Consider the following 21,074-nt stretch of genomic DNA (forward strand, 5'->3'; position numbering starts at 1 on the left):
GAATCGAAATGGCACGTGCGGTCGGCATCGACCTGGGCACGACTAACTCCGTCGTCAGCGTTCTGGAGGGCGGCGAGCCCACCGTCATCACCAACGCCGAGGGCGCCAGGACCACGCCTTCCGTCGTCGCCTTCGCCAAGAACGGTGAGGTGCTGGTCGGTGAGGTGGCCAAGCGTCAGGCCGTGACCAACGTGGACAGGACCATCCGGTCGGTCAAGCGCCACATGGGCACCGACTGGAAGATCGAGCTCGACGGGAAGCCCTTCAACCCGCAGCAGATCAGCGCCTTCGTGCTGCAGAAGCTGAAGCGGGACGCCGAGGCCTACCTGGGCGAGAAGGTGACCGACGCGGTCATCACCGTCCCGGCCTACTTCAACGACGCCGAGCGCCAGGCCACCAAGGAGGCCGGTGAGATCGCCGGTCTGAACGTCCTGCGCATCGTCAACGAGCCGACGGCCGCCGCGCTGGCGTACGGCCTCGACAAGGACGACCAGACCATCCTGGTCTTCGACCTCGGTGGCGGCACCTTCGACGTCTCGCTGCTCGAGATCGGCGACGGCGTCGTCGAGGTGAAGGCCACCAACGGCGACAACCACCTCGGTGGTGACGACTGGGACCAGCGCGTCGTCGACTACCTGGTCAAGCAGTTCCAGTCCGGGCACGGCGTGGACCTGTCCAAGGACAAGATGGCGCTCCAGCGTCTGCGCGAGGCCGCCGAGAAGGCGAAGATCGAGCTGTCCTCGTCCACCGAGACCTCGATCAACCTGCCCTACATCACCGCCTCCGCCGAGGGCCCGCTGCACCTCGACGAGAAGCTGACCCGGGCGCAGTTCCAGCAGCTGACCGCGGACCTGCTCGAGCGCTGCAAGACGCCGTTCCACAACGTCATCAAGGACGCCGGCATCTCCATCAGCGAGATCGACCACGTCGTCCTCGTCGGCGGCTCCACCCGCATGCCCGCCGTCGCCGAGCTCGTCAAGGAGCTGACCGGCGGCAAGGAGGCCAACAAGGGCGTGAACCCGGACGAGGTCGTCGCCATCGGCGCCTCGCTCCAGGCCGGTGTCCTCAAGGGCGAGGTCAAGGACGTCCTGCTGCTCGACGTCACCCCGCTGTCCCTCGGCATCGAGACCAAGGGCGGCATCATGACCAAGCTGATCGAGCGCAACACCACGATCCCGACGAAGCGTTCCGAGATCTTCACCACGGCCGAGGACAACCAGCCGTCGGTGCAGATCCAGGTCTACCAGGGCGAGCGTGAGATCGCGGCGTACAACAAGAAGCTCGGCATGTTCGAGCTGACCGGTCTGCCCCCGGCGCCGCGCGGTGTCCCGCAGATCGAGGTCTCCTTCGACATCGACGCCAACGGCATCATGCACGTCACGGCGAAGGACCTCGGCACCGGCAAGGAGCAGAAGATGACCGTCACCGGCGGCTCCTCGCTCCCGAAGGACGAGGTCGACCGCATGCGTGAGGAGGCCGAGCGCTACGCGGAGGAGGACCACAAGCGCCGCGAGGCCGCCGAGACCCGCAACCAGGGCGAGCAGCTCGTGTACCAGACCGAGAAGTTCCTCAAGGACAACGAGGACAAGGTCCCCGGCGAGATCAGGACCGAGGTGGAGTCCGCCGTCGCCGAGCTGAAGGAGAAGCTCAAGGGCGAGGACACCGCCGAGATCCGTACCGCCACGGAGAAGGTCGCGGCCGTCTCCCAGAAGCTGGGTCAGGCGATGTACGCCGACGCCCAGGGCGCCCAGGCGGCCGGCGGTGCCTCCGCCGGTGCCGGCGCGGGTGACGCCAGGGCCGACGACGATGTCGTCGACGCCGAGATCGTCGACGACGAGCGCAAGGACGGTGCCGCGTGACGGAGGAGACCCCGGGCTTCGACGAGCAGCAGCCCGACGTCCCCTCCGGCGCCCCTTCCGACGACGCCGAGCCGAAGGCCGCCTCCACCCCCTCGCGGGAGGAAGGGGCGGCCCCGGCCGGGGACACGGGTCAGAACGCCGGTCTGGTGGCCCAGCTGGACCAGGTGCGCACCGCGCTCGGTGAGCGCACCGCGGACCTCCAGCGCATCCAGGCCGAGTACCAGAACTACCGCCGCCGGGTCGAGCGCGACCGGATCGCGGTCAAGGAGATCGCCGTGGCGAACCTCCTGACCGAGCTCCTGCCCGTGCTCGACGACATCGGCCGCGCGCGGGAACACGGCGAACTGGTCGGCGGGTTCAAGTCCGTCGCCGAGTCGCTGGAGACCACCGTGGCCAAGATGGGCCTGCAGCAGTTCGGCAAGGAGGGCGAGCCCTTCGACCCGACGGTCCACGAGGCCCTGATGCACTCCTACGCCCCGGACGTCACCGAGACGACGTGCGTGGCGATCCTGCAGCCCGGGTACCGCATCGGCGAGCGCACCATCCGCCCCGCGCGGGTGGCCGTGGCCGAGCCGCAGCCGGGCGCGCAGACGGTCAAGCCGGCCGAGGAGGGCACCGAGGCGCAGGCGGACGCCGCGGAGAACAAGGAGAACGGTGGCCCGGAGGAGGGCTGACGTCACGACGCACGCAGGGAAGGAGGGGCGTCGGGGATGAGCACCAAGGACTTCATCGAGAAGGACTACTACAAGGTCCTCGGCGTCCCCAAGGACGCCACCGAGGCCGAGATCAAGAAGGCGTACCGGAAGCTCGCCCGCGAGTACCACCCGGACGCCAACAAGGGCAACGCCAGGGCGGAGGAGCGCTTCAAGGAGATCTCCGAGGCCAACGACGTGCTCGGCGACCCCAAGAAGCGCAAGGAGTACGACGAGGCCCGCGCCCTCTTCGGCAACGGCGGCTTCCGCCCGGGGCCGGGCGCGGGCGGGGGCTCCTTCAACTTCGACCTGGGCGACCTCTTCGGGGGCGCCCAGGGCGGCGGGGGAGCCGGCGGCTTCGGCGGCGGGCTCGGTGACGTCTTCGGGGGCCTGTTCAACCGCGGCGGCGGTGGCACCACGCGCACCCAGCCGCGGCGTGGCCAGGACATCGAGTCCGAGGTCACACTGAGCTTCACCGAGGCGATCGAGGGCGCGACCGTCCCGCTGCGGATGTCGTCCCAGCAGCCCTGCAAGGCATGCTCCGGCACCGGCGACAAGAACGGCACGCCGCGCGTGTGCCCGACCTGCGTCGGCACCGGGCAGGTCGCCCGGGGCAGCGGCGGGGGTTTCTCGCTCACCGACCCCTGCCCCGACTGCAAGGGCCGGGGCCTGATCGCGGAGAATCCCTGCGACATCTGCAAGGGCAGCGGCCGGGCCAAGTCCTCCAGGACCATGCAGGTGCGCATTCCCGCGGGCGTCAGCGACGGCCAGCGGATCCGGCTGCGCGGCCGGGGCGCGCCGGGCGAGCGGGGCGGCCCGGCGGGTGATCTGTACGTCGTCGTGCACGTCGGCAGTCACCCGGTGTTCGGCCGCAAGGACGACAACCTCACCGTCACCGTCCCGGTCACGTTCGCCGAGGCGGCTCTCGGCGGCGAGGTGCGGGTCCCGACCCTGGGCGGGCCACCGGTCACGCTGAAGCTGCCGCCGGGCACGCCCAACGGCCGTACGATGCGCGCCCGGGGCAAGGGAGCGGTCCGCAAGGACGGCACCCGCGGTGATCTGCTCGTCACCGTCGAGGTGAGTGTTCCCGAGCACCTGTCGGGGAAGGCTCGTGACGCGCTGGAGGCGTATCGCGAGGCGACCGCGGACGAGGATCCGCGGGCGGAGCTGTTCCAGGCCGCGAAGGGAGCTTGATCTCAGATGGAAGGCCGTCGACGCAATCCCTACGAACTGACCCAGGACACCCCGGTCTACGTCATTTCGGTGGCGGCCCAGCTCTCCGGCCTGCACCCGCAGACGCTGCGCCAGTACGACCGCCTGGGACTCGTGTCGCCGGACCGCACCGCCGGCCGGGGCCGGCGCTACTCGGCCCGTGACATCGAACTGCTCCGCCAGGTGCAGCAGTTGTCACAGGACGAGGGCATCAACCTGGCTGGAATCAAGCGCATCATCGAACTGGAGAACCAGGTCGCCGCGCTCCAGGCCCGGGTGGCCGAGCTGGAGGACGCCCTCGACGGCGCGGCGGCGGCGATGCGTCAGCGCGAGGCCGCGGTGCACGCCTCGTACCGCCGTGACCTGGTGCCCTACCAGGAAGTGCAGCAGACCAGCGCGCTGGTGGTGTGGCGGCCGAAGCGGCAGCAGCAGTCGGACTGACGCGGAATGTGAAGTTCCGCACGGGGCCCGGAGGTTCGCCGAACCGCCGGCCCCCGCCGCTGTGCGGGGGCACCGTCCGTGACCGGCGTGTGGATGCCCGTCCGGCGGATCCGCGCCGGTCGTGCGCGGGTTCCTCACGAGGTCAGCGCAGCGTGTCGTGTCCATCTCGTTAAGTGGTGGCCCTTGACTCCGGTGGTGGCTGACGCGTTGGCTTTTCAGTCACATGGGCCGCAATGTTGTGCCCACGTCCGGAACGCACCTGAAGTGAGCCCCCGCATGCGTCGTATCGCCATATCCGTGGCCGCCACCTCCATGTCCGTCATGCTCGCCGGATGCGGCGTGCTCAACGCGACGGGCAGCAGTGACGACGCGAGCCCGTCCAAGGGGAACGATGTCACCGTCGGGCTGCTGCTCCCGGAGAAGGCCAACACGCGCTACGAGCAGTTCGACTACCCCATCTTCAAGAAGAAGGTGGAGTCGCTCACCGACGACAGGGGCAAGGTCCAGTACGCCAACGCCGAGGCGAGCGCCGACAAGCAGGCGAGCCAGCTCCAGCAGATGATCGACGACAAGGTCGACGTCATCGTGCTGGACGCGGTCGACGCGCACGCCATCGCGGACGGCGTGCAGAAGGCCAAGGACGCGGGCATCCCGGTCATCGCCTACGACCGGCTGGCCGAGGGCCCGATCGACGCGTACATCTCCTTCGACAACGAGCTGGTCGGCGAGGTCCAGGGGCGTTCCCTGCTGGAGTCGCTCGGCGACGAGCTCAGCATCACCAAGAAGATCGTGATGATGAACGGCTCGTCGACCGACCCGAACGCCAAGCAGTTCAAGGCGGGCGCACTGTCCGAGCTCAAGGGCAAGGTGACGATCGCCAAGTCCTACGACACCAAGGACTGGAAGCCGGAGAACGCCGAGGCCAACATGGCCGGCGCGATCCAGGCGATCGGCGCGGACGACATCGCCGCGGTCTACTCGGCCAACGACGGCATGGCGGGCGGCATCGTCGAGGCGCTGCAGGCCGCGGGCGTCACCGAGCTGCCGCCGATCACCGGCCAGGACGCGGAACTGGCGGCGGTGCAGCGGATCCTGGTCGGCCAGCAGTACATGAGCGTGTACAAGTCCTACCCGCAGGAGGCCGAGAGCGCCGCGGAGATGGCCGTGGCGAAGGTCCAGGGCCGGGACATCCAGTTCGACGCGCTGACCCGCGAGCGGGTGGACAGCCCCACTCACCAGGACATCCCCGCGCAGCTCGTGCCGGTGGTCGCCCTGACCAAGGACAACATCGAGGACACGGTCGTCGCCGACGACATCTACACGGTCGAGGACATCTGCACGGCCAAGTACAAGGCGGCGTGCAGCGCGGCGGGCCTGAAGTAGGCGACTGACCCCCCCGGCGGATTCCGGCTCGAGCGCGGCCCCGGCCGTGGCAGGGCCGGAACCGCGCGGTCATGGGTGGCGGACCCGCTCCGCCTCGGCCGGCTGGAGACTCGGCACGAGAACGGCGCGCCGACTGTCGGCCAAAGCCGGGAGAAGGCCCCGCACTCGGCGAAGGGGATGCGGGTCGAATCCGATCGTCGACCCGTCGAGCGGCCCGTCCTGGGCGCCCACAGGGGAATGACCGGGAGGCTCGTCGGCGAGGAGTGCGAGGATCTGGCGCTCTCGGTCCGTCAGCGGATGCGGATCGGAAGCGTGCGAGCGGCGGGTGCGGTCCTCCTCGTCCTGAGGGGTTCCGGCGTCTCCAGGGGTGGTGGTGCTGCCGGCGCCGGCGTTTTCCTCCGCCGGAGCCGCGCGATCGGCTCTGCCGGTCGACTGGTCGACATCCCACCTGGTCACAGGGGTGTTCCCGGCCCCGGGGTGCGCGTCGGCGCAGCGATCACCGCCATGGCCGCGGCGGTACCAGGCGCCTGGCGGTCCCTGAGTGATCCCGACCATCGCACCTGCGCATGCGGTGCACCGCCCTCATGGTGCTGCGATGCGTCATTCAGAGGGGGTGGCCATGTAAGGAGCAATATGGCCAAACGGGGCGGTGGGGTGCCTGAGCCGTGTTGCGGACCACGTTCCGTCCGCGCATAGTTGCGCTGCGGAAAGTGGCTGAACCGGGGGTGGGATGGGCGATGGCCGGGCACGGGACGGACGAGCATCCGCATGGTGCTGACCGACTGTGCGAGGCCGGGGATCGCGTGTATTCCCGGGCCGTACGGCGCGGAAGGGTGCCACGCCGGGACGCGGAGCCGGTGCCCTGCCTGATGGAGCTGGCGCTCCTGCATCCGGACCCCGACGACATGGACTGGCTGGTGCCGACCTCCCCGCAGGAGGTCATGACCCGGCTGCTGCGCGGGATGTACGACGAGATCAGCGCGAGCCAGCGCAGGGTCGGCTCGGCGGTCGAGGCGTTCGAGTGGTACGCGGGTCTCGGCCGCCAGGTGCGCCAGGCGGCCCTGTCGGCGGCACCGGCGGCAGAGGGTCCGGCGATCCGGGTGCTGGACGGCCTGGCCCGCATCCAGGCCGCGATGGACGAGGCGACGCAGGCGTGCACCACCGAGGTGCTCACCGTCCAGCCCGGCGGCATCCGGCGCGAGGCGGAGCTGGCCGAGGGCCTGCACCGGGCGACCGCGCTGCGCGGCCGCGGCGTGCGGATGCGGGACCTCTACACGCACGTGGCCCGGCACGGCCACGGCCTGCTGACCTACCTGGAGCTGATGGGCGACGCCGTGGAGGCCCGCACCCTGGACGAGGTGATCGAGCGGCTGATCCTCTTCGACCGCACCGTCGCCTTCATCCCGGCCAACGCCGAGCGCACGATGGCGCTGGAGCTGCGCCACCCGGCACTGGTGGAGTACCTGGGCACGGTGTTCGAGCGCCTGTGGCGGCTGGCCATCCCGCTGACCGCCCCGCTGCCCGACACCGGCATCGAGGGCATCTCGCACCGGGAGCAGTCCATCGCGGCGCTGCTGGCGGAGGGCCACCAGGACGCGGTCATCGCGGAGCGCCTGGGCATCAGCGTCCGCACCTGCCGCGCCCACATCGCCCGGCTCTCGGAGACCCTGGGCGCGGCCAGCCGCACGCAACTGGGCGTCCGCATCGCCCAGGCCGGCCTCGACGGCCCGCCCCGCACAGCGGCGTCCCTCACGGTTCCCGAGCGAGGATCCCCGACTGCGCGATGAGGTAGCCCAGTTGCGCCCGGCTCTGACTGCCCAGGGTGGCCGCGAGCTTGGCGATGTGCACGCGGGCGGTGCGGATGTTCATGCCGAGGCGGTCGGCTATGACGGCGTCGGTGTGGCCTTCGACGAGCAGCGCGGCGATGGCGCGCTGGCGGGGGGTGACGCCGTCGACGCTGGGACGGCGGGCGGCGCGTGGGTAGACGGGGGTGGCCAACTGCCACAGGCGGTGGAAGGCGTTCGCCAGGAAACCGACGATGGCCGGCTGGCGGATCTCGATGGCCACGGAGCCGTCCTTGTCGGCGGGGAGGAAGGCGACGGCCCGGTCGATGAGGATGAGCCGCTCCGTGACCTCGTCCAGCGCGCGGACCTCGAGGTCGCCCCGCAGGCGTTCGTGGCGGGCCACGACGGTGGGGAAGTGGTGGACCGTGGCCTGGTACAGGGTGCGTATCCGGCCCCCGCGGTCCAGCAGCCTCCGGTCCCGGTCGAAGGACGCGGCGTCCGCGACCTCGCCCCGGCGCCCGGTGAGCCCCGTGCGCGGCTGCACGGTGAGCACTTCCCGGGCTGCCTGGTCCATGGCCTCCGTGATGGCGTCGTTGATCCTCCTGGTGCCGCTGAGCATGGTGAGCGTCGGTGTCCCGGCCCCCGCGGTGCGGGTGCCGTCGATGAGCATGAGCGGCTGGAACGTGCGCACCAGCTGGTCCTCGCGCTGCCGCACCTGCGTGATGTGCTCCGCCGAGTCACGCAGGAACCGCTGGAGGGCCACGACGGGGGCGACCGGTTCCAGGCGCTGGAGGTCGTCGACGGCCGGGTGCAGCATGCCGGAGTCGACGAGGCACGGGACCGCCTGTGCCTCCCGGGCGTCCACCGCTCCTTCGCGCAGGGCGCGTTCGTACAGTGCCGCGCCGGCGGGGCAGAGTTCGCCCGGTTCGTGCTCGGGGTGCGGCACCGACGTCACTTCAGTGCCCCTTCTGGTCCAGAATTCCCGACTGGGCGATGAGGTACCCCAGTTGGGCGCGGCTGCCGCTGCCGAGGGCGGAGGCCAGTTTGGCGATGTGGGCGCGGCAGGTGCGGACGTTCATGCCCAGACGGCGGGCGATGGCCTCGTCGACGTGGCCCTCCACGAGGAGTTTGGCGATGGAGTGCTGGATGTCGGTGAGGCCGTCCAGGGCCGGTTCGTACGGGGTGCCGGCGTTCAGGGGGACGGCGCGGGTCCACATGAACTCGAAGACCTTGATCAGGTAGCGGACGAGCCCGGGGTGACGCAGTTCCAGGGCGACCTGGCGGTCGTCGCGGGTGGGGATGAAGGCCACGGTCTCGTCGCAGATGATGAGCCGTTCGACGAGTTCGTCGATGGTGCGGTACTCCACCTTGCCGGTGGTGAACCGGGCCACGTAGGCGAGTGTCTCGGGGCTGTGGCGTGCCGTGTGCTGGTAGAGGGTGCGGATGCGTACCCCCCGCTCGGTCAGGTGCTGGTCGCGCTCCAGCGCCTGGGCGAGGGTGTGTTCCAGACGACGGCCGCCCGGCTGGACCGTGAGCATCTCGGACCGGCACTGCGAGGTGGCCAGGTCGAGGGCGGCGTTGATCCGGTCGAATCCCTCCAGCACCGTGAGCGAGTGGGTGGACGCCGTCGCCTGGGCGCTGAGGGCCATGAACGGCTCGAAGGCGTCGGACAGCTCGATCGACATCCGCCTGCGCTCGGTGATCTCCCGTTCCAGGGGGTTGAGCCGCTGGGCCAGGGCCACTGCCGGGGGGACGGGGCGCAGCCAGGTGGGGTCGTCCGGGTCGGGGTGCAGCAGGGCGAGTTCCATCAGGCAGGGGGCGGGCTCCGCGTCCGTGCGGGCGATGCGGCCCGCGCGCAGAGCGTCTGCGTAGAGGCGGCTTCCGAGCTCGCACAGATCGGTCACCGCATGGGGATGTGTCTCGTTTGCCTGATCTATTGTCAAATCTCCACCCCCCAGGGTCCTGAACATGCAGGAACATGATGCACCGATTGTGTGGCCATGACGTGTCTGAATGAGCCATCGTCTTATCGGACGGGGGAAGAGGGGACCTTCAAGTGAGGACGAAGCCGACTATGCGCAAGACAACGCTTCGCTCGGTGCTTGTCGCCGCCTTCTCCGCCGTCGTGGCCTTCGGAGTGCTGAGTGGCCTGACCGGCGAGGAGGGCGACGCACGGGCGGACAGCAGTTGGGGACCGGTTGTGGGCGCCAAGTCCGGCGTCCCGGACAGCAGCTGGGGCCCGTCCGCTCCCGCTGCGACGGACGACAGCAGTTGGGGCTGAGTGATGACCACACCACCCGACGACCGCTCCTTCCGTCGTGAGATGGCCACCGCCTACCGCTCCGGCTGGCACTTCATCGACCTGGTCACCGCCATCCCCCACAGCGGTGACTCGCTGATGGTGACCGTGTTCGGGGAGCCGGTCGTCGTCACGCGGGACGAGGACGGAGACGTACGGGCTTACCGGTGCCTGCGCCGGCCCCGGGGGGCTCCGCGGCCCGTGCGGTGTGCCATCCGGTACGGAATGATCTTTGTGAACCTGGACCAGCGGGACCACCGGCAGGTGGACGTCGACGCACCCGCTGCCCGGACTGTCTCTGCCACCCCCCGCAGTGCCTGACGCGATTCCCCCGTCGTAAAAGATCGCTCAGGTGCTTCCCCCCGCAGCGGCGTCACCGTGACCTGAACACGGTGACGCCGCTGTGCCTTTCCCGGACATGTCCCTGTTTGCGGCGCGCCGGGCGATGGCCGGAAACCGGTCGTCCGGCCGGAGCCGGATCCGCCCCGCGTCAGGCCCGCCCCATCGCCCGGGTGAGGGCGATCTCGATCACCACCCGGGACGGGTTCGGTGACGGCGTGCGCCCGTAGCGCTCCGCGTAGCGCCGTTCCGCCTCCGCGACCCGCTCCCGGTCCGTGCGCACCACGGCCAGGCCCTCCAGCGTCGCCCAGCGCCCGCCGTCCACCTGGCACACGGCGACCGGCGCCCCCTGTTCCCCGGCGGCCAGCACGTGCCGCACCTTCGCGCTGTTCTCGTTGGTGATGACCCGAGCCAGCCGCGCCCCGGGGTCGTATGTCACTCCGACGGGTACCAGGTGCGGGGTGCCGTCCGGGCGAAGGGTGGTCAGCGTGCACAGGTGCTTCTCGCGCCAGAAACCGAGGAACGACGCGTCCGGGTCGCCCGGGTCTACCGAGTACGTGGTGGCCATGCCCCGGAACTTAGCCGCCCCGGATCTCCCGGACCCCGCCTTGAGTGGAATAGACTCAAGTTTATGGACGTTGACCGAGTCAGCACTGAAGGACGCTGAAGGGTCGCCGCAAGGAGGAGAACGGACACGTGGACGCCGAGCTGACCAACCGGAGCCGGGACGCGATCAACGCCGCCGGCAACCGGGCCGTGACCGAGGGACACCCCGACCTCACCCCCGCCCACCTGCTGCTCTCTCTGCTCGAGGGCCAGGACAACGAGAACATCACGGACCTGCTCGCCGCGGTCGACGCCGACCAGGCGGCCGTGCGCTCCGGGGCCGAGCGCGTCCTCGCCGGGCTGCCGAGCGTGACCGGGTCCACCGTCGCGCCGCCCCAGCCCAACCGCGAGCTGCTCGCCGTCATCGCGGACGCCCAGGCCCGCGCCCGCGACCTGGGCGACGAGTACCTGTCCACCGAGCACCTCCTCATCGGCATCGCCGCCAAGGGCGGGGCCGCCGGCGAGGTGCTGGAACGGCAGGGGGCGAGCGCGAAGAAGCTCCAGGAGGCGTTCCGGCGGGCGAGGGGAGGACGCCGGGTGACGACGGCCGACCCCGAGGGCCAGTACAAGGCCCTGGAGAAGTTCGGCACCGACTTCACCGCCGCCGCCCGCGAGGGCAAGCTGGACCCCGTCATCGGGCGGGACCAGGAGATCCGGCGGGTCGTGCAGGTGCTGTCCCGCCGCACCAAGAACAACCCGGTGCTCATCGGCGAGCCCGGCGTCGGCAAGACCGCCGTCGTCGAGGGGCTCGCCCAGCGGATCGTCAAGGGTGACGTGCCCGAGTCGCTGAAGGACAAGCGGCTGGTCGCGCTCGACCTCGGCGCGATGGTCGCCGGCGCCAAGTACCGCGGTGAGTTCGAGGAGCGGCTCAAGACCGTCCTGGCCGAGATCAAGAACTCGGACGGGCAGATCATCACCTTCATCGACGAGCTCCACACCGTCGTCGGCGCGGGCGCCGGCGGCGACTCCGCCATGGACGCCGGCAACATGCTCAAGCCGATGCTCGCCCGCGGTGAGCTGCGCATGGTCGGCGCCACCACGCTCGACGAGTACCGTGAGCGGATCGAGAAGGACCCGGCGCTGGAGCGGCGCTTCCAGCAGGTGCTGGTCACCGAGCCGACCGTCGAGGACACCATCGCGATCCTGCGCGGCCTCAAGGGCCGCTACGAGGCGCACCACAAGGTCCAGATCGCCGACAGCGCGCTGGTGGCCGCGGCGACCCTCTCCGACCGCTACATCACCTCCCGCTTCCTGCCCGACAAGGCCATCGACCTCGTCGACGAGTCCGCCTCGCGGCTGCGCATGGAGATCGACTCGTCCCCCGTCGAGATCGACGAGCTCCAGCGTGCCGTCGACCGGCTGAAGATGGAGGAGCTCGCGCTGAGCAAGGAGACCGACGCGGCCTCCCGCGAGCGCCTGGACAAGCTGCGCCGCGACCTCGCCGACAAGGAGGAGGAGCTGCGCGGCCTGACCGCCCGCTGGGAGAAGGAGAAGCAGTCCCTCAACCGCGTCGGTGAGCTGAAGGAGAAGCTCGACGACCTGCGCGGCCTGGCCGAACGCGCCCAGCGCGACGGGGACTTCGACACCGCCTCGAAGCTGCTCTACGGCGAGATCCCGGCCCTCGAGCGAGACCTTGAGGCCGCGTCCGAGGCCGAGGAGGAGGTCGCCCGCGACACCATGGTCAAGGAGGAGGTCGGCGCCGACGACATCGCCGACGTCGTCGCCTCCTGGACCGGCATCCCGGCCGGCCGCCTGCTGGAGGGCGAGACGCAGAAGCTGCTGCGCATGGAGGACGAGATCGGCAAGCGGCTGATCGGGCAGGGCGAGGCCGTGCGGGCCGTGTCGGACGCGGTGCGCCGCAGCCGCGCGGGCATCGCCGACCCCGACCGCCCGACCGGGTCGTTCCTGTTCCTCGGACCGACCGGCGTCGGCAAGACCGAACTGGCCAAGGCGCTCGCCGACTTCCTCTTCGACGACGAGCGGGCCATGGTCCGCATCGACATGTCGGAGTACAGCGAGAAGCACAGCGTGGCCCGCCTGGTCGGCGCCCCGCCCGGCTACGTCGGCTACGAGGAGGGCGGCCAGCTCACCGAGGCGGTGCGGCGGCGGCCGTACAGCGTGGTGCTGCTGGACGAGGTGGAGAAGGCCCACCCGGAGGTCTTCGACATCCTCCTCCAGGTGCTGGACGACGGCCGGCTGACGGACGGTCAGGGCCGCACGGTGGACTTCCGCAACACGATCCTGGTGCTGACGTCCAACCTGGGCAGCCAGTTCCTGGTCGACCCGATCTCCACCGAGGCGGAGAAGAAGGAGCAGGTGCTGGAGGTGGTCCGGGCCTCCTTCAAGCCGGAGTTCCTCAACCGCCTCGACGACCTGGTGGTGTTCTCCGCGCTGACCAGGCCCGAGCTGGAGCGGATCGCGAAGCTGCAGATCGACCGGCTGGCCAAGCGGCTCGCCGAGCGGCGCCTCACCCTGGACATCACCCAGGAGGCACTGGCCTGGCTGGCGGAGGAGGGCATGGATCCGGCCTACGGTGCGCGCCCGCTGCGCCGCCTGGTGCAGACCGCGATCGGCGACCGGCTCGCCAAGGAGATCCTCTCCGGTGGGATCAAGGACGGCGACACGGTCCGCGTGGACCGCTCAAGCGAGGGCCTGCTCGTGGGACCGGCCACGGGTGCGTCACTCTGAGTCACCCAAGGGCGTGATTCCGGATCCGGGCCCGCCGTCCCCGAGAACGGTGGGCCCGGCGCTCGTGGGGTACCCGCGGATTGACCGGATCGAGTCAGCCCAGGGCTGACAGGCCCCGTCTGGGCTTGCCACCCCCCTCCCCGCATGGGGGAGGATGGCGGGATCCGTACGAAGGGAAAATCACGGTGAGCATCGACCCGTCCTCGATTCCGAATTTCGGGGGCCAGCCCGAGCCGCAGCCCCAAGGACCGGCGGGCCCCGTCGTCCCGGATCAGGACCTCGTGAAGCAGCTCCTCGACCAGATGGAGCTCAAGTACGTCGTCGACGACGAGGGTGACCTCGCGGCGCCGTGGGAGCAGTTCCGCACCTACTTCATGTTCCGTGGGGAGGGCGACCAGCAGATCTTCTCCGTGCGCACGTTCTACGACCGGCCGCACGAGATCGGTGAGAAGCCGCAGCTGCTCGAGTCCGTCGACGACTGGAACCGGCGCACCCTGTGGCCCAAGGTCTACACCCACACCCATGACGACGGCACCGTCCGTCTCATCGGTGAGGCCCAGATGCTGATCGGCATGGGCGTCAGCCTGGAGCACTTCGTCTCGTCGACGGTCAGCTGGGTGCGGGCCGCGATCGAGTTCGACAAGTGGCTCGTCGAGCAGCTCGGCCTGGAGCAGGAGATCAACGAGGCGGACAAGCCCGACGACGAGTAGGCATCGCCCAGCGCGGCGAACGGCGGACCCGCGCCGCTCGCGGGCGGAGCCCGGCCCGGACACCGGCCACCACGGCCGGCGGCCCGGGGCCGGGCTCTTCGCATGCGGTGCCGCGCGCCTGCCGATGCGTACGGGGCGGAACCGGTGGGCGGAACCGGTGGGCCGCACCCACCTGCCCCGGCCGCGGCAGGCGCGGCGGAGACGACTGGTGTGTCCGGCCCTGGTACCCGGCCGGACGGGAGGGACGGAACATGTTCGGCAACAAGGAGACCCATCTGATCGCGCTCAGCGACCTCGACGAGGCGCGGGAGGCCGTGCGGCACGCGCTGGCCGGCGCCTCGGCGACCGACGCCCCCGGACTGCGGGCCGCGCTGAGCATCCTCGACGGGTTCACCGCCTCCGACCCGCGGGTGCGCTGGGTCCGCAGCGTCCTCGAGGAGCGGGGGATCGACCCGCGCACGCACGAGGTCGCCGCTATCAAGGCGGTGCGCGACGAGCTGCCCGGACTCGGCCTGGTCGCCGCCGTGACGCTCGTGCGGGAGGCCAAGCCGGCGCAGACCGCCTGACCCGCGCGGGCGTCCACCGGACCAGGAGATCCGCCGTCCGGCGCGGCCGGCCGTGGCGGCGTTCTCCCCGCCCCGGTCCTGGCGGACGTCGATTCCGGGCAGGAACACGTCCCTCCTGCGTCCCCCCGGCCGACGAACCGCGTCCTTCGGGCGCCGGCCGGACCGTCGCGGCGCCCGCCGTCCGCCGCTCCCCTCAGGCCGCGGCGCCCTTCAGCCGCCGCGCCGCCTCCTCCAGCACGCCCTTGCGCTTGCAGAAGGCGAACCGCACGAAGGGGGCGCCCTCCTCCCGGTGGTCGTAGAACACCGCGGTGGGGATGGCGACGACGCCCGCGCGTTCCGGCAGGGCACGGCAGAAGGCGATGCCGTCGCTCTCGCCGAGCGGGCGGATGTCGGCGGTGACGAAGTAGGTGCCCGTCGGGCGGAAGACCGTCAGGCCCGCCTCCTCCAGGCCCGCCGCCAGCAGGTCCCGCTTGGCCCGCATGTCCTCGCGGAACGCGGTGAAGTACGACTCGGGCAGCGCGAGGGCCTCGGCGACCGCGTACTGGAACGGGCCCGCGGAGACGTACGTCAGGTACTGCTTGGCCGAGCGCACCGCCGTGACCAGCTCCGGCGTCCCCGTCACCCAGCCGACCTTCCAGCCGGTGAACGAGAACGTCTTGCCGGCGCTCGAGATGGTCACCGTGCGCTCCCGCATCCCCGGGAAGGTCGCCAGCGGCAGGTGCTCGGCCCCGTCGAAGACCAGGTGCTCGTACACCTCGTCCGTCACCACCAGCAGGTCCCGCTCCACGGCCAGCTCGGCGATCGCCGCCAGCTCCTCGCGGGTGAGGACGGTGCCGGTCGGGTTGTGCGGCGTGTTCACCAGCAGCAGCCGGGTGCGGTCGGTCACCGCGTCGCGCAGTTCGTCGAGGTCCAGGCGGAAGCGTCCCTCGCGCGGGCGCAGGGTGACGGGTACCCGCCGGCCCCCCGCCATGGCGATGCAGGCGGCGTAGGAGTCGTAGTACGGCTCCAGGGCGATCACCTCGTCGCCGGGCTCCACCAGGGCGAGCAGCGCGGCGGCGATGGCCTCGGTGGCGCCGGCGGTCACCAGGACCTCGGTGTCGGGGTCGACGGACAGGCCGTAGCGGCGCTTCTGGTGCGCGGCGACGGCGGTGCGCAGCTCGGGGACGCCCGGACCGGGCGGGTACTGGTTGCCGCGGCCGTCCCGCAGCGCCCGCACGGCCGCCTCCCTGACCTCCTCGGGCCCGTCGGTGTCGGGGAAGCCCTGGCCCAGGTTGATGGACCCGGTCCGCAGGGCCAGGGCCGACATCTCGGCGAAGATCGTCGTCCCGAACTCGGCGAGCCGGCGGTTCAGCAGGGGGCGCACGCTGGAGGTCATGCCGGCCATCCTCCGCCGAAGCTCTGGAGTTCCTCAACTCTGCTTTGGGCCGCGGGGCCGCCGGGCATCTCCCGCTCACACACGTGAGCGAGGCGCCCACGGGGGGAGCTTCGGGGGATCACGGGGGAACGAAAGGAGGGTGACGCCATGGTCATCGGCATCATCCTGGTTCTGGTCTTCGCGCTGTTCGTCACGGCCGTGGTGGCCGGGGTCCGCAGGGCCGCGCGCAGCACGGCCCGCGTCCGGTCGCCCCGCGGCCGCGGCGGATCGGGCGGCGGTCACCGGAGCGACAGCGGTGACAGCAGCTGGTGGGCCGCCGGCGGAGTCACCGCCGCGGCCTGCTCCTCGTCCTCCGACAGCGGCTCCGAGGGGGGCGACAGCGGGGGCGGGGGGAGCTCCTGCGGAAGCAGCTCGTCCTGCGGAGGCGGGTCGTCCTGCGGGGGCGGGGGAGGCGGATGCGGCGGGGGCAGCTGACAGGGGGCAGCCCGCCCCCGTCACGGGGGACACGCATCCGCGACGGCGGGGCCCGCGCCTGGGGCGGGCCCCGCCGTTCCGTCGCCGTCGGGCGAGCGGCTCGAGGGGCGCCGGGTGCGGGTAGCCGGCCTGGGGGGCGCTCCGCGTTTGAACAGTTGAGCTGAGGGGCCCTCTGAGGGATGGAAAGCCCCCGAAGTTGGGTAAAAACGCTGTGGCGGCGCCACAGTTCATGATTCCCTCTCAATCACCAACGCAGCCCCCGGACTCCGCGCGGACACCATCCCGACCGGCCGGCCGGGCTGCCGGGCCGTATCCCCCGGTGCGACCGGGGAGCGCCGGACCACACCTTCCTCTCCATGTGCGCTTGCTTGCGGAGCCGATCCATGCTCACGACCCTGAACACCGCCTACACCGACACGCGCGCGGACGACCTCGCCTGGGCCCTGGGACGCGAGCCGCTGCCCGCCCTGGCCACGCTCGATCTCGAACTGCTGGGTGCCAAGCTGCAGTTGCGACTCCTCGGCGCGTCCCACCAGGTGCTCGTGGAGGAGGAGCGGGGCGTGTGCTCGGAGACGGTGGCGTGCCTCCCGGGCAGCAGCACCCCCCTCCCGCTGGGCGTCGCCAAGCGGGTGGGCGACTGGGAGTACGAGTTCGCCGCCCGCGTGGAGGTGCTCTCCCCGGGCACCTTCGCGGGCCGCGCCCAGGAGTTGCTCGCCCTGGTCTCCGACCATCCGCACGGCCTGGCCGGGGTGTTCCCCGGCAGCCCGCACGCCTTCACCGCGCTGCTCGCCCACCGCCACGAGGGCCAGCTGCACTGGCGGACCTGGCACGCCTATCCCCAGGACGGGCAACTGGTCGCCACCCGGACCAAGGTGGGCGTGCGCGTCGCGGCGGCGGCGTAACCGAACACCACACGTGTGGGTGACCCTGCGCACGGGAGGCGTGACGTAACGTCTCAGCGTGATCGAACCGCACGCCCCCGCCCCGCCGGGCTTAGCGCAGCCGTCGGAGGCGGTGGGCGGATCCGGCGGTTGTGCCCGGCTGCCCGTCCGGCAGGACACCGGGCGGTTCCTGGTCCTCGCGGGCGTGTTCGTCTGCGCCGCCTGCGGACTCGTGTACGAGCTGGAACTCGTCGCGCTGGCCACGTACTTGATGGGCGACTCGGTCACCCAGTCCTCGGTCGTGCTGTCCGTCATGGTGTTCGCGATGGGCATCGGCTCCCTGGCCGCCAAGCGGTTGCGCCGGCACGCGGCGGCCGGCTTCGGCGCCGTGGAGGCCGCGCTGGCCCTGGTCGGAGGGTGCAGCGCGATGGCGCTGTACGCCGTGTTCGCCTGGACCGGTGACTGGGGCGGTGCGTGGGCCGACGGCTCGCGCTGGCTCCTGGTCGCCTTCTCCCTCGCCACCGGGCTGCTGATCGGCGCCGAGGTCCCGCTGCTGATGGAGCTGATCCAGCGGATCCGGCGCCAGGACGCGGGCGGCGCGGTGGCCGACCTGTCCGCCGCGGACTACGTCGGCGCGCTGGTCGGCGGCCTCGCGTTCCCCTTCCTCCTCCTGCCCTTCCTCGGCCAGTTGACCGGCGCGCTGATCACCGGCGGTGTCAACGCCGTCGTCGGCGGGGCGCTGGTGCTGGGGCTCTTCCACCGGGACCTGTCCCGCCGGGCCCGCCGGCTGCTGGTGGCCGCCAACGTCTGTGTGCTCGCGGTCCTGACCACGGCCGCCGTCCTCGTCGACGACTTCGAGCGGGCCGCGCGCCACGCCCTGTACGGACCGGACGTCCGCGTGGCGGTGCAGACCGACGTGCAGGAAGTGGTGCTCACCGGCGGCCGCGGCGGGCGGCCCCTCGACCTGTTCCTCGACGGCCGGCTGCGGGTCAGCGGTCACGACGAGCTCCGGTACCACGAGGCGCTGGTGCACCCCGCCATGGCCGGACCCCACGCGCGCGTGCTCGTCCTCGGCGGCGGTGACGGACTCGCCGCCCGCGAGGTGCTGCGGTACCCCGGTGTGGACCGGCTCGACGTCGTCGAACTCGACGCGGGCGTGGTCCGGCTGGCCCGCCACGACCCCGCGCTGTCCGCGCTGAATCGTCACTCCCTCGGCGACCGGCGGGTGCGCGTGACGACCGCGGACGCCTTCGACTGGCTGCGCGCGGCGCCCGCGGGGGCGTACGACGTGGTCGTGTCGGACCTGCCGCACCCCGGGATCACCGCGAGCACCAAGCTGTACTCGCAGGAGTTCTACGGGCTGGCCCGGCGGGTGCTGGCCCCCGGCGGGCGGCTCGTGGTGCACGCCGGGCCGGTGGCCTCGCACCCCCGGACCTTCTGGACCGTGGACTCGACGCTCCGCGCGGCCGGCCTCCGCACCGCCCCGTACCGGACCGGCGGCCGACGGGCCGTTTTCGCTGCCGGCCCCGACCGCGGGCCCACGGACGCCGCCGCCCACCGCGACTGGGGTTTCGTCCTGGCCGCGCGCACCCGCCCGGTCCTGCGCCTTGACCCCGCCGGCCCCCGCCCGCGCACCCTCACCGATGCCTCGCTGGCGGCCGGCGCGCGGGCGGTGGCGCACACCCGCGTGGGCGGGTTGCCGGCGTCGACGCTGGTGCATCCGCGCTACGCCGACTGAGCCTCTACCGCACCCGGAACCGACGCGCCGGGACTTCGCGCCGACGGGGGTACAGTCCCGCGTCCCGTGGGTAGGCTCCGCACTCATGGAGCACGAGGTGTCCGTTCCGGTTCCGGTCGAGCTGCTCAGGGAAGTGCTGGACGACCCCGCACGGGTCGCCCGGGCGGTCCCCGGGCTGCAGCACGACGCCGGGTCCGACGACCCGGTCGCGGGCCGCCTGAAGGTGCGTGTCGGCAGTCACTCCATCACCTACCGGGGCGCCGTACGGATCTCCGCGCGGGAGGACGGTTCCTACGCGGTCGAGGGCGACGCGACGGAGACCCGCGGCAGTGGCACGGTGGCACTGGCGCTGCGGCTGACCCCGTGGGCAGCGGAGGGCGGCGCCGCGCTGGCCGTCACCGGCACGGCGACCGCCGACGGCCGGATCACGGAATTCCCGCCGGAGGCGGTGACCTCGGCGGTGTCCCGTCTGTTGACCCGTTTCGCGGAGGGCCTGGCGACGGTGGCGGCGGAGACCGCCGAGACGGCGGACGCGGCGGAGACGGCGGAGGTGGATGAGACGGCGGGCGGTGCTCCGGTCCGGGGGACGCCCGACGGCCCCGAGTCACCCGAACTCCTGGCGGTGGGGGACTTCGAAACCAGGGCCACCACCGACTTCGAGACGACCCCGGACGCGGACGACACCCCACCGCCCCCCGGCCCCACGCAGGCCGCCGGATCCGCCGGGCCCACCGAATCCGCCACGCCCAGCGAATCCGGCCCGCCCGCCGAACCCGCCCCCGACCCCTCCGTCTTCGACACCGACGTCCCCCCGCCCTCCCTCGATCCCTACGCGGACGAGGACCGGAAGGACGCCGACGACGCCGAGGACGACCCGGACCTCGCGGACGACCGGGACCTTGCGGACGGCCGGGACCTTGCGGACGACCATGACCTCGCGGGCGCGAGTGGCGACGCGGACGCGGACGCGGTCGCCGAGGCCGCTCACGCCCGACGGACGATGATCGGCCGGAGCGCGGAGGAGGTGGACCACGCGCCGCCGCGCGGACGGTACGCGCCCGTGCCCGCGCCGCAGACCGTCTCCGCGCCCGCCCCGCTGCGCTGGGCCGCCCCCGCCGCCGCCCTCGCGGTGGCCTCCGCCGTCGTCGTGGTCCGGGTCCTGCGCAGACGGCGCTGACCAGGGCCGTGCGGGCGGGACGCCGAGGCCCCCTTGATCACCCCAGTAGGGTCGTCCCGTGAGTAACGAAGACATCACGCTGACCGCGGGCGACGCGGAGGTGACCGTGCTGCCGGGCCACGGCGGGCGGGTCGGGGGGCTGCGGCTCGGGGGCGTCGAACTGCTGCGGCAGGGCGAGCGGTTCGGCTGTTTCCCCATGGTTCCCTGGTGCGGGCGGGTCCGCGACGGCCGGTTCCGTGACGGCGCCACCGTCCACCAGCTGCCGCTCAACGCCCCGCCGCACGCCATCCACGGCACCGCCCGCGACGCCGCCTGGCGCACCGCCCGTACCGGCACCGACGAGGCGGTGATCACGTACGACCTCGTCGAGCCGTGGCCGTACCCCGGCCGGGTCACCCAGCAGATCGCGCTCGCCGAGGACTCCCTGACGCTGACGATGGCCGTGGAGACGTACCAGTCGTCCTTCCCGGCGCAGATCGGCTGGCACCCCTGGTTCCTGCGCAACCTGGGCGGTGAGGACGTGCGCCTGGACTTCGCGCCCGCCTGGCAGGAGGAGCGCGGGGCGGACCACCTGCCCACCGGCAACCGCCTGGACCCGAAGCCCGGCCCCTGGGACGACTGCTTCGCCATGCCCGGCGGCGTGGACGTCACCCTCACCTGGCCCGGCCAGCTGGAGCTGAAGGTCACCAGCCGTGAGGAGTGGGTGGTGATCTACGACGAGCAGCGGGAGGCCGTGTGCGTGGAGCCGCAGACCGGCCCGCCCAACGGCCTGAACACCCACCCGCGCCTGGTCACACCCCTGGAGCCGCTGGAGGCCACGACGACCTGGTCCTGGCGGCGGCTTTAAGCT

Annotated in this window: 20 protein-coding genes; 16 read left to right on the plus strand and 4 right to left on the minus strand. The window is 71.9% G+C overall.

The genetic code is table 11. The features are described from left to right. Window positions 1-8 precede the first annotated feature (8 nt). From dnaK to ACFYOV_RS06660, 6 genes are all read left to right on the plus strand, one after another. Window positions 9-1,859, plus strand: a complete 1,851-nt coding sequence (dnaK, locus tag ACFYOV_RS06635) for a molecular chaperone DnaK (protein ID WP_389083581.1) — start codon at window positions 9-11, stop codon at window positions 1,857-1,859. Continuing rightward, complete coding sequence (gene grpE / locus ACFYOV_RS06640; protein WP_389083583.1) at window positions 1,856-2,533, plus strand: nucleotide exchange factor GrpE; 678 nt, start codon at window positions 1,856-1,858, stop codon at window positions 2,531-2,533. The genes dnaK and grpE overlap by 4 nt, the downstream gene beginning before the upstream one ends. 36 nt (window positions 2,534-2,569) lie before the next feature. Continuing rightward, window positions 2,570-3,745, plus strand: coding sequence for a molecular chaperone DnaJ (gene dnaJ, locus ACFYOV_RS06645; RefSeq protein WP_389083585.1), 1,176 nt, complete (start codon window positions 2,570-2,572; stop codon window positions 3,743-3,745). A gap of 6 nt (window positions 3,746-3,751) precedes the next feature. After that, the gene (locus ACFYOV_RS06650) at window positions 3,752-4,204 is read left to right on the plus strand and encodes a heat shock protein transcriptional repressor HspR (RefSeq protein WP_389083589.1); all 453 of its coding nucleotides are present in this window, start codon (window positions 3,752-3,754) and stop codon (window positions 4,202-4,204) included. 276 nt (window positions 4,205-4,480) lie between these two features. Further along, a complete protein-coding gene (locus ACFYOV_RS06655) occupies window positions 4,481-5,587 on the plus strand; it encodes a sugar ABC transporter substrate-binding protein (RefSeq protein WP_389083592.1) in 1,107 nt (368 codons plus the stop codon). 737 nt (window positions 5,588-6,324) lie between these two features. Then, window positions 6,325-7,374: a LuxR C-terminal-related transcriptional regulator gene (locus ACFYOV_RS06660; protein ID WP_389084103.1), complete on the plus strand. Its 1,050-nt coding sequence runs from the start codon at window positions 6,325-6,327 to the stop codon at window positions 7,372-7,374. Here the strand turns inward: ACFYOV_RS06660 and ACFYOV_RS06665 are convergent. Further along, on the minus strand, window positions 7,337-8,326 hold the full coding sequence (locus tag ACFYOV_RS06665; protein WP_389083594.1) for a LuxR C-terminal-related transcriptional regulator: 990 nt from the start codon (window positions 8,324-8,326) through the stop codon (window positions 7,337-7,339). The two genes, ACFYOV_RS06660 and ACFYOV_RS06665, sit on opposite strands and share 38 nt — an antisense overlap. Window position 8,327: 1 nt before the next feature. After that, window positions 8,328-9,341, minus strand: a complete 1,014-nt coding sequence (locus ACFYOV_RS06670) for a helix-turn-helix transcriptional regulator (RefSeq protein WP_389083596.1) — start codon at window positions 9,339-9,341, stop codon at window positions 8,328-8,330. Window positions 9,342-9,445: 104 nt separating this feature from the next. Here ACFYOV_RS06670 and ACFYOV_RS06675 point away from each other — a divergent pair, with 104 nt between their 5' ends. Together ACFYOV_RS06675 and ACFYOV_RS06680 are read left to right on the plus strand one after the other, a co-directional pair. Continuing rightward, window positions 9,446-9,652, plus strand: coding sequence for a hypothetical protein (locus ACFYOV_RS06675; RefSeq protein WP_389083597.1), 207 nt, complete (start codon window positions 9,446-9,448; stop codon window positions 9,650-9,652). A 3-nt stretch (window positions 9,653-9,655) separates the two neighbouring features. Continuing rightward, a complete protein-coding gene (locus ACFYOV_RS06680) occupies window positions 9,656-9,991 on the plus strand; it encodes a hypothetical protein (protein ID WP_389083600.1) in 336 nt (111 codons plus the stop codon). Between the two features lie 169 nt (window positions 9,992-10,160). Here the strand turns inward: ACFYOV_RS06680 and ACFYOV_RS06685 are convergent, their stop codons facing one another. Beyond that, on the minus strand, window positions 10,161-10,577 hold the full coding sequence (locus ACFYOV_RS06685) for a pyridoxamine 5'-phosphate oxidase family protein (protein WP_389083602.1): 417 nt from the start codon (window positions 10,575-10,577) through the stop codon (window positions 10,161-10,163). A 128-nt stretch (window positions 10,578-10,705) separates the two neighbouring features. On the opposite strand from ACFYOV_RS06685, the gene clpB reads away from it, so the two are divergent. From clpB to ACFYOV_RS06700, 3 genes are all read left to right on the plus strand, one after another. Beyond that, on the plus strand, window positions 10,706-13,303 hold the full coding sequence (clpB, locus tag ACFYOV_RS06690; protein WP_389083604.1) for an ATP-dependent chaperone ClpB: 2,598 nt from the start codon (window positions 10,706-10,708) through the stop codon (window positions 13,301-13,303). A 185-nt stretch (window positions 13,304-13,488) separates the two neighbouring features. Next, window positions 13,489-14,013 carry a YbjN domain-containing protein gene (locus ACFYOV_RS06695; protein WP_389083607.1) on the plus strand — a complete coding sequence of 175 codons (525 nt, stop codon included), beginning with the start codon at window positions 13,489-13,491 and terminating at the stop codon, window positions 14,011-14,013. Between the two features lie 251 nt (window positions 14,014-14,264). Next, on the plus strand, window positions 14,265-14,579 hold the full coding sequence (locus ACFYOV_RS06700; RefSeq protein WP_389083609.1) for a hypothetical protein: 315 nt from the start codon (window positions 14,265-14,267) through the stop codon (window positions 14,577-14,579). A 193-nt stretch (window positions 14,580-14,772) separates the two neighbouring features. Here ACFYOV_RS06700 and ACFYOV_RS06705 read toward each other — a convergent pair whose 3' ends face one another. Beyond that, a complete protein-coding gene (locus ACFYOV_RS06705) occupies window positions 14,773-15,963 on the minus strand; it encodes a pyridoxal phosphate-dependent aminotransferase (protein ID WP_389083611.1) in 1,191 nt (396 codons plus the stop codon). Window positions 15,964-16,101: 138 nt separating this feature from the next. Here ACFYOV_RS06705 and ACFYOV_RS06710 point away from each other — a divergent pair, with 138 nt between their 5' ends. From ACFYOV_RS06710 to ACFYOV_RS06730, 5 genes are all read left to right on the plus strand, one after another. Beyond that, window positions 16,102-16,428 (plus strand): hypothetical protein, encoded by a 327-nt coding sequence (locus ACFYOV_RS06710; protein ID WP_389083613.1) that lies wholly within the window; start codon window positions 16,102-16,104, stop codon window positions 16,426-16,428. A 383-nt stretch (window positions 16,429-16,811) separates the two neighbouring features. Continuing rightward, window positions 16,812-17,330 (plus strand): DUF2617 family protein, encoded by a 519-nt coding sequence (locus tag ACFYOV_RS06715; RefSeq protein WP_389083614.1) that lies wholly within the window; start codon window positions 16,812-16,814, stop codon window positions 17,328-17,330. Between the two features lie 58 nt (window positions 17,331-17,388). Then, window positions 17,389-19,047 (plus strand): polyamine aminopropyltransferase, encoded by a 1,659-nt coding sequence (locus tag ACFYOV_RS06720; RefSeq protein WP_389083616.1) that lies wholly within the window; start codon window positions 17,389-17,391, stop codon window positions 19,045-19,047. 85 nt (window positions 19,048-19,132) lie between these two features. Further along, the gene (locus tag ACFYOV_RS06725; RefSeq protein ID WP_389083618.1) at window positions 19,133-20,224 is read left to right on the plus strand and encodes an SRPBCC domain-containing protein; all 1,092 of its coding nucleotides are present in this window, start codon (window positions 19,133-19,135) and stop codon (window positions 20,222-20,224) included. Window positions 20,225-20,282: 58 nt separating this feature from the next. Beyond that, window positions 20,283-21,071: an aldose 1-epimerase gene (locus tag ACFYOV_RS06730; RefSeq protein WP_389083619.1), complete on the plus strand. Its 789-nt coding sequence runs from the start codon at window positions 20,283-20,285 to the stop codon at window positions 21,069-21,071. The last annotated feature ends 3 nt before the right edge of the window (window positions 21,072-21,074 follow it).

Origin of the sequence: Streptomyces sp. NPDC005931, from assembly GCF_042871235.1 — a bacterium.
In the GTDB taxonomy this organism is placed as follows: domain Bacteria; phylum Actinomycetota; class Actinomycetes; order Streptomycetales; family Streptomycetaceae; genus Streptomyces.